We start from the raw sequence: 12,747 nt of genomic DNA, 5'->3' as shown, positions 1-12,747 counted from the left end.
GTCATGATGCCGCCCTTGGTCTCGATGCCGAGGGACAGCGGGGTGACGTCGAGAAGCAGGACGTCCTTGACCTCGCCCTTGAGGACACCGGCCTGGAGCGAGGCACCGATGGCGACGACCTCGTCCGGGTTCACACCCTTGTGCGGATCCTTGCCGGTCAGCTCTCTCACCAGTTCGGTCACCGCCGGCATCCGCGTCGAACCTCCGACCAGGATCACATGGTCGATGTCCGACACCTTGATCCCGGCGTCCTTGACCGCATTGTGGAACGGCCCCTTGCAGCGCTCCAGCAGAGCCGCCGTGAGCTGCTCGAACTGGGCGCGGGTCAGCTTCTCGTCGAGATGCAGGGGGCCCTCGGCCGACGCCGAGATGTAGGGCAGGTTGATCGTCGTCTCGGTCGCGGACGACAGCTCGATCTTCGCCTTCTCCGCGGCCTCACGCAGACGCTGGAGAGCCATCTTGTCCTTGGACAGGTCCACGCCGTAGCCGTTCTTGAACTGCTTGACGAGATGGTCGACGACATTCTGGTCCCAGTCGTCACCACCGAGGTGCGTATCGCCGTTGGTCGCCTTCACCTCCACCAGGCCCTCGCCGATCTCCAGCAGCGATACGTCGAAGGTGCCGCCCCCGAGGTCGAACACGAGGATCGTCTGGTCGTTCTCCTTGTCCAGGCCGTAGGCCAGCGCCGCGGACGTCGGCTCGTTGATGATCCGCAGCACGTTCAGGCCCGCGATCCGGCCCGCCTCCTTGGTCGCGGTGCGCTGAGAATCGTTGAAGTACGCCGGCACAGTGACCACCGCGTCGGTGACGTCCTCCCCGAGATGCGCCTCGGCGTCCCGCTTCAGCTTCTGCAGCACCCGCGCGGAGATCTCCTGCGCGGTGTACCGCTTGCCGTCGATGTCGCCGGACTCGGGGAAACGCCATTGAGCGTCCCCCATGTGCCGCTTGACCGACCGCGCGGTGCGCTCGACATTCGTCACCGCCTGCCGCTTGGCGACCTCGCCGACCAGCACCTCACCTCTCTTGGCGAACGCCACCACCGACGGCGTGGTGCGCGCGCCCTCGGTGTTCGCGATCACCGTCGGCTCGCCGGCCTCGAGCACGGACACCACGGAGTTCGTCGTTCCCAGGTCAATGCCCACTGCCCGCGCCATCACTGCCTCCCTTCACGGCAACAGCCTGATGCCTTGTCGCAGATGAGAATCGAGTGGATCCGAGTGAGCCATGAATCGATTCGATCTCTGACTGCCGGCTCACCCCTTCTCCTGTCCCCCTCCCTGCCCTTCCTGCGGACGGGTGGTATTCAGGCGCTGCTGCACCGGCGTCCCGTCCACCGTGCGACGTCGGCTGTCGCTGTCCCGGCGCAGATCCTCGACCTGCCGTACGAGGCGGTCCACACGGTCGGCGAGGTCGCTGCGGTCCTCCAGATGGGGGCGTAGACCGGCGAGCGGCCCGATGAGTCGGGCGGGGTCCTTGTCACCGAGAGCGTCGCCGAGGGCGCCGATGGTCGGTCGGGCCCGATCGGGGAGGCCGGTGAGCGAGGTGATCCGTGCCGCGAGCCTGCGCAGATCCGCTGCGTTGTCCCGTGCCCAGGCGGCGACGGCGCGGTTGGCGGCCCGGTGGTCGCGGGTGGCCTGGACCCGCTGTTCCCCGGTGGTGCCGAGCGGGCCGGTACGCAGGCGCAGATAACGGCGTTCGGCGGCCTGGCGGCTGGTGACGCCGAGCGGTTGGGCGATATCGGCCCAGCTGGCCCCGGCCTCCCGGGCCGCTTCGATGAGACCCGGCTCCCATGCCGCGAGCCGCCGACGTACGTCCCGAAGCAGACAGAGAGCGACCAGGGCCTCTTCCCGACCGGCCCAGGCACCCCGACCGGCCCAGGCACCGGCGTGCTCCTCGTCGCGCGGTGTGCAGGCGTGACGCATGGCGGCTTCGACGGTGCCCAGCGCCCGCGTGGCGTCGGCGAACGAGGTCGGCACAACCGTGGGGTCCGGAGCCGACGAGGCCGGATGCGAGTCGACTGCGATCACGGCAGCCTCCGGAAGAAATGTGTTTCATCACCCGCACAACATCACATATGTCATCCTTTGGATGACATATTACTACCGGATTGAGCTGAAGCGCATGGGCACAAAGTGCCCGAACTCACCTGGCGGTGACCGATGATGCTCATGCGCACCGACCCGTACTACGAGCTCGCCCGGCCGGCCCCAGCAGTTCATGGGTGCTACGGGCCCCTGGTCACGGCACTCCGCGATGCCGATGGACAGGTACAGGGAGGGCGACGGGTACGCGAACAGATCATCGCGAAGCAGGTGACAGGTGTTCATGCGTGCCCTTTCCGCCTGCAGTGCCGGTGACCACCGGCGGTGCCTGCCGTCATCCCCGGATGGCCAGTTCGTCCACGGCCGGGCCGTCCTGGGGTGCGCCGGTGAGGTCTGACGCGCCTCCGTAGCGTTGGGCGAGGAGAGCGGAGGTGATGCACTGCACGAAGACACTGAGCAGCACGGTGCAGTCGACGACCGGGACGATCGTCTACGAGGCGGACGGGTCGAGTTCCTCGACCGCCAGCAGACCGAAGCCCCCCAGCCCCGCCCGAACCTGGCAGCCCGGAGAGCACCTACGGCGTGATGCCGCACGCAGGTGGTTCTGCATGCCCGACCAGCACCCTGACCTGGCGGTCGCTGTTCGCCTGCCTTCCCGGACACCTGGCACCAGCAAACTGGGCGCCGCAGCGGGCCGGTCGTCATCCCGGCGCCCAGCCTCCTCACTCGCACGGGCACCACCACAGAACGGGAGAGATGAGCGTGGACATGGCCGAGGTGACTCCGAGGCTCTGGTCCGGATCACGGAGCTGCCACGCAAGTCGTGCGCCCGCCGGCAGGCCGTGCTGAAGCTCGATCCGGGCGTGGACAGCCTCGCTCTGCTCGAACTGGTGGAAACCCTCCAACGCCGCCTCGCCATCGTTGTGCCGGATGAGGTCACCATCCGTATCCGCACGGTCGCAGACTTGCAGGATGTGGTGGCCCGCATGGTGGCTGCCGCGCTCTCATCCGCGCCGACCCCAAGGACCTGACCGTGAGCCAACGCGTCATCGCCCCCCTGAACCGCGGCTTCCTCTTCCTCGACTCCCACCCGGCCGGCTGCCGCAAGGTGGTGGCCGACATGTGGCAGGCCGTCCCCGCTCGGCGGTCCGACGGGGACGGGCCGGTGGCACTCGTCATCGGCTCGTCCGCCGGGTACGGGCTCGCCGCCACGATCGCCGGGCTCGCCCGCGCAGGGATCCGTGGCATCGGGCTCTGCTTCGAGAAGGCGCCCGGACGGCGCACCGGCACGGCCGGCTGGTACCGCACCGCGGCCACCGCCGACCTGGCCCACGAGCACGGCCGGGACATGCTCTTCCTCAACGGTGACGCCTTCTCCGACGCGATGAAGGATGAGGTCGCCGACCTGCTCAAGCGGCGATACGGACAACTGGACTACCTGATCTACTCGGTGGCCGCCCCACGGCGCACCGACCCGGACACCGGCGTCACTTACTCCTCCGTCCTCAAACCGATCGGCGAGCCCTGCCGGACCAAGACCCTGAACTTCGACGCCTCCGGCACCCCGGAGGTCACCGAGGTGGAAACCGCCCCGGCAGCAGGTGACGACATCGAGCAGACCACCGCGGTGATGGGCGGCACGGACTGGGAGCGATGGATCGGCCACCTGTCCGGACGGGACCTGCTTGCCGACGGGTTCACCACCGCCGCGCTCTCCTACATCGGCTCACCCCTGACCGCTGACATCTACCGGCAGGGCACCATCGGCGCGGCCAAAGCCCACCTCGAAGCCACCGCCCGCACCCTGAACGAGCGCCTGGAGAAGCTGGTCGGAGGCCGTGCGCTCACGTCCGTCAACGGGGCTGCCGTCACCCAGTCCTCCACCGCCATCCCCGGCATCGCCCTGTACATCGGCCTGCTGCGCAGCGTCCTCGGCCCGGGCTTGGTCCCGCCGATCGACCAGCTCACCGACCTTTGGGACCAGCTCACCGGCATCCGCCCCCTCACCCTCGACGACGACGGCCGCGTCCGCCTCGACACCTGGGAACTCACACCACCAGTACAGGAAGCCGTCGCCGACCGCTGGAACAGCGCCGCCACCAGCACCATCAGCGACCTCGCCGACCTCGACTGGTTCCACGCCGAGGCTCAACGCCTGTACGGCTTCGCCGTACCCGGCATCGACTACACCGCCCCCGTCGACACCGACGTCCCCTGGCCGGACCCGGCCGCCTGACCCCGTTGTGGAGGAACGCCAAGCGCCTGCCCACTGACGACATCCTCATCCGCCGGCAGCAGGACCTGGAGACCACGCTCGCCGCATCCGCCGACGGCGAACTGAGCCAGGCAACCGCCCGGCTCAGTGACCCGAGCATGCACGACGCCTCCGCCGTCTACCTGATCCGCCCTAGCAAGCGCCTGCTGGGCATGGCGTTCCTCCACGCCGCACGCGCCGTCCTGGGCGTCCTCGCCCGCGGGCTGAGCAATGCCGAACTCGCCGCCGCCCGCCTCCACCTGGCCGAGGCGGCCGTCAAGTCCCATGTCGCCCGCATTCTCGCCAAACCCGGACTCCGCAACGAGTCCAAGCCGTCATCGCCGCGTAGGAGACGGGGCTGGTCAGCGTCGGCGTCCGCGAGACCGCCCGGCGGTCCACGGAGCAGAGGTAGACCGGGACCGGGCCGGCCATTGCACGCTACTTGCTGACTGCGAAGCGCATCAGGGCGTGCTCGTTGCCCTGCTTGATCTTCCCCGTCGTATTGATCACTTCGAGCTTCCAGCTGTCGCCGACGCGTACGGCCTTGGCCACGGCGCAGCCGTTGTCCTGAGTGAGCAGGCTCGGCCAGATGTCGGCAACCTGCTGGGAGCTGCCCCCGGTGGCGTCGTACACCTTGAAGCTGATGTTGCGCGCCTTCTGGAAGGAACTGCCTTTCTTGTAGGCGGCGGCGACGAACACTATCGACGTGATGTTGGACGGAATCCGCGCGAACTCGACCGTCACCGTCTCGTCGTCGCCGTCACCGTGCCCGGTCTGGTTGTCGCCGCTGTGAACCAAGGAGCCATTACCCATCGGGTCGAGGGAGTCGAGTCCCGCCAGGCGCACCGGGTCCCCGCCCTGCATCGCGATGGCGATCAGGTCGAGGTCGGTACCGGACTTGCGACGAAGCATGCCCATCACCCCGCCGCTGCTGCCGGCGGTGGGATCCCAGGACACTCCGATGGACAGGTGGGTCACTCCGTCCAGATCCGCCGGACCGTCTTCTTTCTTGAGCGTAATCATGCGTTGATCATCCTTTTGACGACGGGACTGCGACACCCAGAGTGTGCCTGGGACTATCGGAGTTCTTCACACCTGGCCCACCGATTACCGTTTCGTCCCATTACTTCATGTACCGCCCGGAACCGGAACGGCTGTCCACGACTGGCACCGTCGCGTGCGGGCGATCAGTGGCCTGCCTCACCCCTACGGGACTGGACATCACTGTGGTGATCGTTGACTGGTCATGGCTGGGGAAGGTGCCGCCGAGGGAGCGGCTGTCGCGGTTGAGGGATGCCTGGTATGCCGACGAGACGGGGTGTGGGACCACAGTGCGCCAACGGCCGAGGGCGACTGGGAGTGGCCTCGGGGCCTGACGGCGTCTTCTTCGCCGTCTACGAGTCCCTGCGCGCCTTCGGCTCGTTCAAGGCGCACTTCTGCGCCGGGCACCGGTGGGAGTGCGTCCGCGACTAGGGCTGGTCGGCGACTTCGACGGAGCGGAGCGGAGCTTGTCGCCCTCGCCCGCAGGGCGGTCCAGCCGGCCCGCCGCCTATGGACAGGACGACTGACCGGCAAACTCGGCAGCCAGCTCCGGCCAGTTGTTGTCGTTCTCGACGAGGTCGGTCACCCGCGCCTCGCGCACCATCCGATGCAGCCGTTGCCCGCTCCGCGCTGGTCGCATGCTTCGGCCCGGATTACTGCAACGGCGTCGCCCAGGCCGCGGAAGAGGCTTTCCCTCAGCACCTGGACGCTGACGTGATCCTCGGAAACCGTCCCAGACGGACCCCGCGGTCGGCTCCGGATCGCGCCTAACGGTCTCACGGACCCAGTCGCGCAGGCGGTCGTGGAATTCGCCGGCCAAACCCTTGTCCCGCCAGCGCTTGAAGAAGGTGTAGACGCAGTCCCATGCCGGGTGGTCCGCGGGCATCGCACGCCACGGGACTCGACTCGCTCGGCCCGGCTCCGCGGCGCTGCGAAACGAGCTGCTGAAAGAGCGCTGGTCCTGCATGGACCGGTACGCGACGGAGATGATCGCCCGCGGCCCGACTCTCACGCAATTCGGCGGGCGGCCGTCATGAACGGAGGCATCCAGCCTTCCACCTCATTGTGTCAGCCGTTGTAAGAGCCGCTTCGACGGGCTCCCGTCGGCTCGAACTCGGCAGGCGACCGGATCAGTCGGCGGGCCGCTCCGTGGGGACGGTACGGGTGCGGGCCGACGACCTCGGCCCGCACCCGCGAGGTCAGCCGTCGGCCGGAGTGCCCGTCACCTTCAGGTGACGGACGCGGCCCGCGTTGTCGAAGGATCCGAAGCCCACCCGGCCCGAGGCGAAGACCGGGTCGGTGGCCGTGATCAACGGGTTGCGGCTGCCGTCCAGGTAGACGGCGGTCTCACCGGTGTCGGCGCAGTGGGTGAGGCGCACCTTGTGCCATCCGTCGTCCTTGATCGCCGGAGGTGCGCCGAAGGTTCCGTTCCACTGGTCGTCGATGCGCAGCCGGTCGGCGTCGTCGACTGTGAACATGCCGTTGTGCGGGTAGATGGTGTTGTCGCTCGACAAGTGCGCGTACTGGAACCGGGTGTCCGACTGATAGTCCCAGATGAGGATGACGTCACGGTTGGAGATCTCGACGGGAGTGTCGATCCGCACCTCCGCCTCGATGCTGACGGAGGAGTAGCGCGGGCCCGCGGTCAGGACGGCGTACTCGAAGGGGCGGCGCGGTCCCGGGCGGGCGACGCCCGGCTCGGTCATGATCGTCTCCCGTGTGGTGTATGCCCACTTGGCCGGGGTGACCGGCGCCCAGTTGCCGGGCCCGGTGGTGTGGGTGGTGGGGGTGTTGCCGATCTCGCAGTCGGCGAAAGTGCGGGTCCCGGTCACCTTCCAGACCTTGCCGTTGGCCTTCGCGACGATGTACAGGCCGCCGCTGCGGTCGGAGCCGAAGCGCAGGTCGACACGTTGGTCACCGGCGAGGTCGCGCATGGTGACCGTCTTCCCGGTGGACTTGTCGAAGAGCATCAGCTGCTCGAGCGGCGCGAGGTCGGCGCCGCGGCGCATGTCGCGGGTGTCCGCGGCCAGGATCCGGCCGTCCACGAGGTCGCCGAAGATGTACTTTCCGCGCAACGCCGGCGCGTCCTTGCCTCGGTAGACGAAGCCACCGGCGATGGCACGGCCCACGTCGGAACGGCAGTTCCAGTCGGGTCCTGGGTCGTGGTCGTAGGCGGCGACCGGATAGGTGTAGCCGTACTGGGCGTCGTCGGCGGGCAGGGGAAGGATGCGGGCGCACGGGTCGGTGGCCTTCTTGTCGAATGCGAAGGGGCCTTCGCGCTCGCTCCAGCCGAAGTTGTCACCGGCCTTGACCTCGTACACCGACTCGATGGCGTGCTCGCCTATGTGGCCCAGATACATGCGGTGGCTGCCGCCCGCGTCCCAGCTGAAACGGTGTGGGTCCCGCATGCCTATGGCGTAGATCTCTCCGAGGGAGCCGGGCTCACCGACGAACGGGTTGGAAGCGGGGATGCCGTACTGGCCGTTGGCGCTGTCACGGCCCGCGGGGTCGATCCGCAGGAGTTTGCCGTGCGGGAGCGTCAGGTTCTGCGGTTCGCTGTTGCCGACGCCCTGCCCTCCGTCGCCCACCGCGAGGTAGAGGAGGCCGTAGTCCTCGTCGTGGGGCTTGGCCGTCGGGTTGAAGTCGATCTGCTGAATGCCGTGGATCTGGCCGGTGAAACCGATACGCAGCACCTCGCGATGGGTGCCGTGGAAGGCTGCCGCGGAGGGGTTGTCGGCGGTCCACTCAGTGATGATGCCGTGATAGGTGAGTGTGCCGGCCTGCTGGTAATCGGGAGTCTCGGTGGCCTGCGAGGCGAGCTCGGTGTGGACGGTGTAGAAGCGCCCGTTCGCTCCGAACTCCGGGTGGAACGCGGCGTATCCGAATCCTTGGCCGAGACCGCGGCCCGAGAAGAAGTGCGGGAATGCCGCCTTGACATCCAGGTAGGAGTGCGGGGTGCCCACGGATGTGCGCGTCGCGGCTCCGGGGTCGGTGAGGTAAAGGGTGCCGTTGAGGTCTGGGGTCGCCATCCGGCCGGAGCCGTCGGGGAGTTCATTGATGGTGTTGATCCGGGCGTGGCGCATCAGGCGCGGATCCGTCGGCGCCGGAACGGGTTCCGACTTGGGGAACTGCGCGAACTCCTGCAGGACGAGACCCGTCCTGGACTGGATGGGCTTCTGCGGAATGGGGTCGGTCAGGGCGACTGTCGCCGCAGCGGGCTCGACTGCGTGGGAAGGCGCGGCAAGACCACCCAGGGCGAGGGCTGCGCCGACGGCCACGGCCGCCCAGTTCCATCGATATGTACGTCGTGACGCCATGCGGGTCCCTTCGGGCTGGCGCGACAAGTAGGGAGAGGACGATCCGGGGACGAGAACGGTCAGCGGCCCGGCGTCATGCGCCGGTACTCCGCCGCCACCGCTCCGGCCGGCACCGGGCGGTCCAGGAACAGGAGGTCGTCCATGCGGCAGTCGCAGGCGTTGTTCTCCCGGGTGTTCTGGGGGAAGCTGCCACCGATCTTGATGCCGCGGGGATCGGTGGGCGAGGCGCGGTGGGGCGCCGGCGTGGTGGCGAGTTCCCAGGGGTCGCCCGGCGTGACGTAGAAGCCGTCCAGGGGCTTGCCATCGCGGTAGAGGGCGAGGGTGCCGTCGCGGAAGTCGAACGTCGCGGCCAGGTGGACCCACTCACCGCGGGGCAGCAGTTCTTCCCATGGGGCGTCGGCAGCGAAGGTCTGGGAGGCACCGCTGTCCAGGCGTCTCCCCAGCGCGACCAGCTTCAACTCACCATTGACCTGTATGAGTTCGAGCAGCGCACGCACCGCGTGGCCGTCGGAGGTTCCGGACAGTACGCCGGCCAGCCCGATCGCGTTGTAACGGTCGCTGGAATTGGCCGTGTTGGAGTTGAGGGCGGGATTGTCGCCCGTCATCTTGAACCAGCCCATGACGGTGGCACCCCGGGCACTGCGGAAGGCCCCGAGGGACGCCATGCCCTCGGCGTCCCAGGTCCCGGCCTTCCAGTCGTCGTTGCCCGCGGTGGTCGGGTTCTGCTGGCGCACCTGCAGGGCGGGCGAAGCGCCTGGGTATGCCTCGTCGGCCACGCGCATCGCGGAACCGCCGTTGATCAGGCTGAGCGTGGTGCCGGAGTGTCCGATGTCCTGCTCGCGCCCGGCGTCGGCGGGGTCCGGATGCCCGAAGTCGTACGCCACCACGGCCTGGGCTCGCAGCGGAGTGTGGACGGTCGAGGAGCGGGCCGCCTGGGCCGGAAACGTGGCGGTGGCAAGCGAGGCGGTCGCGGCGAGTGCGGCGACGGCGAGTGAGTAGCGTCTGGTGCGGGGCGGTGCCATACAGCCTCCCAGCGGCAGCGAAGGGGCGGCCGGCCGGGTCTCCCGGCCGGCAGAAAGCGCTTTCGTTCGCGGGCAGGCACCATGTAACTCCCTCGCGACGACCCTGACAATGGGCGTGTACTCGCCAATTTTGTGGTCGCCCTTCGGCGGCGGCGCGGACTCCTTGCTGACGAGGATGCGGCCCACGAGCGGCCCATCAGGGCACAGATGCCAAGCAGCTCACGGCGGAATACCGGCGGCCCGACCCGATTCCGGGCGGGTACGGCGGGCGGGTGAAGCGGTCCGGTGGGTGACCTCGCAGGCGCCGGTCCACCCGCCGGACGGCATCGCCCCGGCCGTTGGTCCTCACAGGAACCGCCAGCTGATGTGGAAAGCGCATATAGATCGGCGTGGCCCAGGGCCCGCAGGGATCCGCACCGGGTGTCTGGTGCGTTGAGCTCGGCGCGTAGTTGTCGGTTCCCGACAGTGAGCTGGTGGAGAACTCGGACGAGATTTTGTACGTCCTCCCGTAGCCGCACGAGCTCTGTGGCGTCCTTGGTCAGGCCGCCTGTACGAGTTCGCCGGAGCGGGGTCCGGAGACGTCGGGGCCGTCAGGAGTTGCGGCTGGGGCCGCCGCCTTGGCGGCTCGCGGCGAAGCGGGATGGGGGCATGCCGAAGGCGCGCGTGAAGGCGGCGGTGAACGCGGCGGGAGAGGCATAGCCGAGACGGCCACCGACCTCGCTGACCGACGCGGTGCGCAGCAGCGGCACGGCCGCGAGCAGGCGGGCGCGGCCCCGCCAGACGGCGGGGCTGTCACCGACCTCCGAACGGAAGCGCCGGGTGAAGGCCCGTTCGCTCATGGCCGCCCTCGCGGCCCATGCGGCGTTGGTGACGCCGGCGTCCGGGGCGGCCAGGTACTCGCGGCAGAGCCTCGCGAGGTCGGCGGCGGCAGGAATCCCGACGTGGAACGGGAGCGGGGCGCGCTCGGCGATTTCGTGCAGGAGGAGCGCGGCAATACTTCCCTCCCGCCCGGACAGGCTGTAGTCGATCTCGAACTCGACAGCGACCAGGAGCAGTTCGCGCAACAACGGCGGAACGTCCACGACCGTACAGCTGACAGGCCACCAGGGGATGACATCCGGCTCGATGTACAGGCTCCGGGTGCTCACCCCCAGCATGCGGACCCGGTGCCGGGTAGCCGCGGGAATCAGTACGGCGCGCTCGGGCGGTACGGTCCAGGTGCCCTCGGCCGTGTCGACGACCATGACCCCGGTGGCGCCGTAGAGGAACTGCGCGCGCCGGTGTTCGTGCCAGTCCAGTACGTGGCCGGGCGGGTAGTCGGTGCCGATCGGCAGGACAGCCCGGTCGACGTGGTCGACGTCGGCCAGGGAGACGTTCTTCACCCAGCCACCCTACTGGCTGAGACGCGAAGGAAAGGCACCGACCATCGCATGCGAGAAATCCGCCGGAGCTGGTGGAGTGGGGCCCATGGACGTTGTGGCATTGATCGGGATCGGACTCCTCACCGGGGCGACGACGGTGTTGTTCGGGTTCGGTGGCGGGTTCGTCGCGGTGCCGGTCGTGGTGTGGGCGGACGCCGCACTCGGCGCGGACGCGATGCGGGTGGCGACGGCCACCTCGGCCCTGGTGATGGTGGTGAACGCGGGATTCGCGACAGCCGTCACGCAGCGGCGGGTGCTCCTCGCGCTCCGCGGCAGCGGCACGCTGCTCCTCCTGCTGGCGGCCGGTGCCTCGGCCGGCGCGCTCGCCACGCGCCTCGCCCCGGCCGATCTGGCCCGCTGGGCGTTCGTCGCGTACATCGCTCTCACCATCGCCGACTTGCTCCTGCGCCCCGGCTTCCTGCGCCCGGGCCACCGGGTCGAGGCGACCTCCGATGCTCCGCGTCCGCTGCCAGCCGTCCTCGGCGCGCCGGTCGGCGCGGTCGCGGCCTTCCTCGGCGTGGGAGGCAGCGTCATGACCGTCCCCGCGATGCGGCGGGCCGGGCACACGATGCACGTGGCGACTGCGCTGGCCAACCCACTCACCCTCGCCATCGCGCTCCCGGCCGCCACAGTGTCCCTGGGCGGCGCTGCAGTCCCCGCCCCCGCTGACGCGCATGTGAACCTGGTGGGTCTCGTCGACCTCCGCGCCGCCTCGGCGCTGCTCCTCGGAGCTCTGCCGTTGATCGCAGTGCTGCGGCGGCGCCCGCCACGGATCCCCGACCGCATCTACGCCTGGGCGTACATCGGGCTGCTTGCCATGGTGACGGTCGCGATGCTGCTCTCGGCTTAGCGCGGAACCGCAGCGACCTGCCTGCCTCGCGGCCGCCTGGAACGGGCGTGGGAACGACGGGCCGGAGCAGAGGGGGCAGGCACCCGCGGTTTTTCCAGCCGTCTCCAGGGCCGGCTGCCCCACCACCTCGGACTCCCAGCCCCGCCGACTCACGCACCCGTCCGCCAGGCGAGGCGCTCGGTCGCACCTGCACGAATGCCGTGCTCAGAATGGCCAACTCATGTGCACGGCGGTGCCCCACTTCCTCAGGGATGCCGTCCCTGGACCGACGCGCGGTGTCGTCCTGCCACTGCTGCGGCACGAAAAGCCGCCACGAGATCGGCGCGGAGGCGGTGTCGGACGCGGCATGCAGACTCACCGCAACCTGGCAGTTGGACTGCTTGCCCAGCGCCCCGCACCACTGCCGGGCCACCCCCACCGACATCTTCCCGTCCTTGGGGAACGACACGTCGTCGATCACCACACCTCAGGATCGACTACTGGCACCGTTTAGCGATGGGGCGAGTTGCTGCAGCAGCAAGCTCACAGCAGCGGCTGACCATCCCGCTCGCCGCCCCCGTCGTCGGGCGGCGCGCGGCGTTCGATGCGCGAGTCAGGCGTGGTCGGCTTGTGCCGGATCCGGTGGCGGCCACCAGCGTGTGCGTGGTGGCCGAGTGTGCACTCGCGGGCGGGACCGTGACAACCTGTCAAGGACGACGAGCGCACGAGTAACGTGCCGCCACCCCGGGGGCGGGGGGTGGCGGCACGCAGCAGATCCGAAAGGGCCCGCGGTCAGTGGCGGGCGGGGGTCAGGTCAACGG

Annotated in this window: 10 protein-coding genes and 3 pseudogenes; 5 read left to right on the top strand and 8 right to left on the bottom strand. The window is 69.2% G+C overall.

Going from position 1 to position 12,747, the window contains the following annotated elements:
- Together dnaK and IEZ15_RS42075 are read right to left on the bottom strand one after the other, a co-directional pair.
- A partial coding sequence (gene dnaK / locus IEZ15_RS42080; protein ID WP_189282231.1) for a molecular chaperone DnaK occupies positions 1 to 1,154 on the bottom strand: 1,154 nt, incomplete at its 3' end.
- A gap of 99 nt (positions 1,155 to 1,253) precedes the next feature.
- On the bottom strand, positions 1,254 to 2,027 hold the full coding sequence (locus tag IEZ15_RS42075; protein WP_189282230.1) for a type III effector protein: 774 nt from the start codon (positions 2,025 to 2,027) through the stop codon (positions 1,254 to 1,256).
- 135 nt (positions 2,028 to 2,162) lie between these two features.
- Here IEZ15_RS42075 and IEZ15_RS46085 point away from each other — a divergent pair.
- A pseudogene (locus IEZ15_RS46085) lies at positions 2,163 to 2,289 on the top strand (Hsp20/alpha crystallin family protein); the annotation flags it as partial.
- Positions 2,290 to 2,376: 87 nt separating this feature from the next.
- Here IEZ15_RS46085 and IEZ15_RS46640 read toward each other — a convergent pair.
- On the bottom strand, positions 2,377 to 2,505 hold the full coding sequence (locus IEZ15_RS46640) for a hypothetical protein (RefSeq protein WP_268250510.1): 129 nt from the start codon (positions 2,503 to 2,505) through the stop codon (positions 2,377 to 2,379).
- Positions 2,506 to 2,884: 379 nt separating this feature from the next.
- On the opposite strand from IEZ15_RS46640, the gene IEZ15_RS46080 reads away from it, so the two are divergent.
- The 3 genes and pseudogenes from IEZ15_RS46080 to IEZ15_RS42060 all read left to right on the top strand — a co-directional run.
- The gene (locus tag IEZ15_RS46080) at positions 2,885 to 3,073 is read left to right on the top strand and encodes an acyl carrier protein (RefSeq protein WP_229846539.1); all 189 of its coding nucleotides are present in this window, start codon (positions 2,885 to 2,887) and stop codon (positions 3,071 to 3,073) included.
- Between the two features lie 2 nt (positions 3,074 to 3,075).
- A complete protein-coding gene (gene fabV, locus IEZ15_RS42065) occupies positions 3,076 to 4,278 on the top strand; it encodes an enoyl-[acyl-carrier-protein] reductase FabV (protein WP_189282228.1) in 1,203 nt (400 codons plus the stop codon).
- 218 nt (positions 4,279 to 4,496) lie between these two features.
- Positions 4,497 to 4,645 (top strand): annotated as a pseudogene (locus IEZ15_RS42060) (LuxR C-terminal-related transcriptional regulator); the annotation flags it as partial.
- Positions 4,646 to 4,734: 89 nt separating this feature from the next.
- On the opposite strand, the gene IEZ15_RS42055 reads toward IEZ15_RS42060, so the two are convergent.
- The 4 genes from IEZ15_RS42055 to IEZ15_RS42040 all read right to left on the bottom strand — a co-directional run bounded on the left by IEZ15_RS42055 (position 4,735) and on the right by IEZ15_RS42040 (position 11,058).
- A complete protein-coding gene (locus IEZ15_RS42055; RefSeq protein WP_093899591.1) occupies positions 4,735 to 5,319 on the bottom strand; it encodes a TerD family protein in 585 nt (194 codons plus the stop codon).
- A 1,217-nt stretch (positions 5,320 to 6,536) separates the two neighbouring features.
- On the bottom strand, positions 6,537 to 8,654 hold the full coding sequence (locus IEZ15_RS42050) for a PQQ-dependent sugar dehydrogenase (RefSeq protein WP_189282227.1): 2,118 nt from the start codon (positions 8,652 to 8,654) through the stop codon (positions 6,537 to 6,539).
- A 59-nt stretch (positions 8,655 to 8,713) separates the two neighbouring features.
- A complete protein-coding gene (locus tag IEZ15_RS42045; RefSeq protein ID WP_189282226.1) occupies positions 8,714 to 9,676 on the bottom strand; it encodes a LamG-like jellyroll fold domain-containing protein in 963 nt (320 codons plus the stop codon).
- A gap of 590 nt (positions 9,677 to 10,266) precedes the next feature.
- Positions 10,267 to 11,058 (bottom strand): AraC family transcriptional regulator, encoded by a 792-nt coding sequence (locus IEZ15_RS42040; protein WP_189282225.1) that lies wholly within the window; start codon positions 11,056 to 11,058, stop codon positions 10,267 to 10,269.
- An 85-nt stretch (positions 11,059 to 11,143) separates the two neighbouring features.
- On the opposite strand from IEZ15_RS42040, the gene IEZ15_RS42035 reads away from it, so the two are divergent.
- Positions 11,144 to 11,947: a sulfite exporter TauE/SafE family protein gene (locus tag IEZ15_RS42035; RefSeq protein ID WP_189282224.1), complete on the top strand. Its 804-nt coding sequence runs from the start codon at positions 11,144 to 11,146 to the stop codon at positions 11,945 to 11,947.
- Between the two features lie 208 nt (positions 11,948 to 12,155).
- Here IEZ15_RS42035 and IEZ15_RS42030 read toward each other — a convergent pair.
- A pseudogene (locus IEZ15_RS42030) lies at positions 12,156 to 12,404 on the bottom strand (transposase); the annotation flags it as partial.
- Between the last annotated feature and the right edge of the window lie 343 nt (positions 12,405 to 12,747).

Source organism: Streptomyces atratus, from assembly GCF_014648655.1.
Lineage (GTDB): Bacteria > Actinomycetota > Actinomycetes > Streptomycetales > Streptomycetaceae > Streptomyces > Streptomyces atratus.
The sequence above is the reverse complement of the archived record's forward strand: the minus strand, read 5'-3'. Positions and strand labels throughout refer to the sequence as shown.

What these genes read in the sequence shown, in the direction of transcription:
- IEZ15_RS42055 (WP_093899591.1), bottom strand. Translation starts at nt 5,319, where the DNA reads ATGATTACGCTCAAGAAAGAAGACGGTCCGGCGGATCTGGACGGAGTG.
- IEZ15_RS42050 (WP_189282227.1), bottom strand. Translation starts at nt 8,654, where the DNA reads ATGGCGTCACGACGTACATATCGATGGAACTGGGCGGCCGTGGCCGTC.
- IEZ15_RS42045 (WP_189282226.1), bottom strand. Translation starts at nt 9,676, where the DNA reads ATGGCACCGCCCCGCACCAGACGCTACTCACTCGCCGTCGCCGCACTC.
- IEZ15_RS42035 (WP_189282224.1), top strand. Translation starts at nt 11,144, where the DNA reads ATGGACGTTGTGGCATTGATCGGGATCGGACTCCTCACCGGGGCGACG.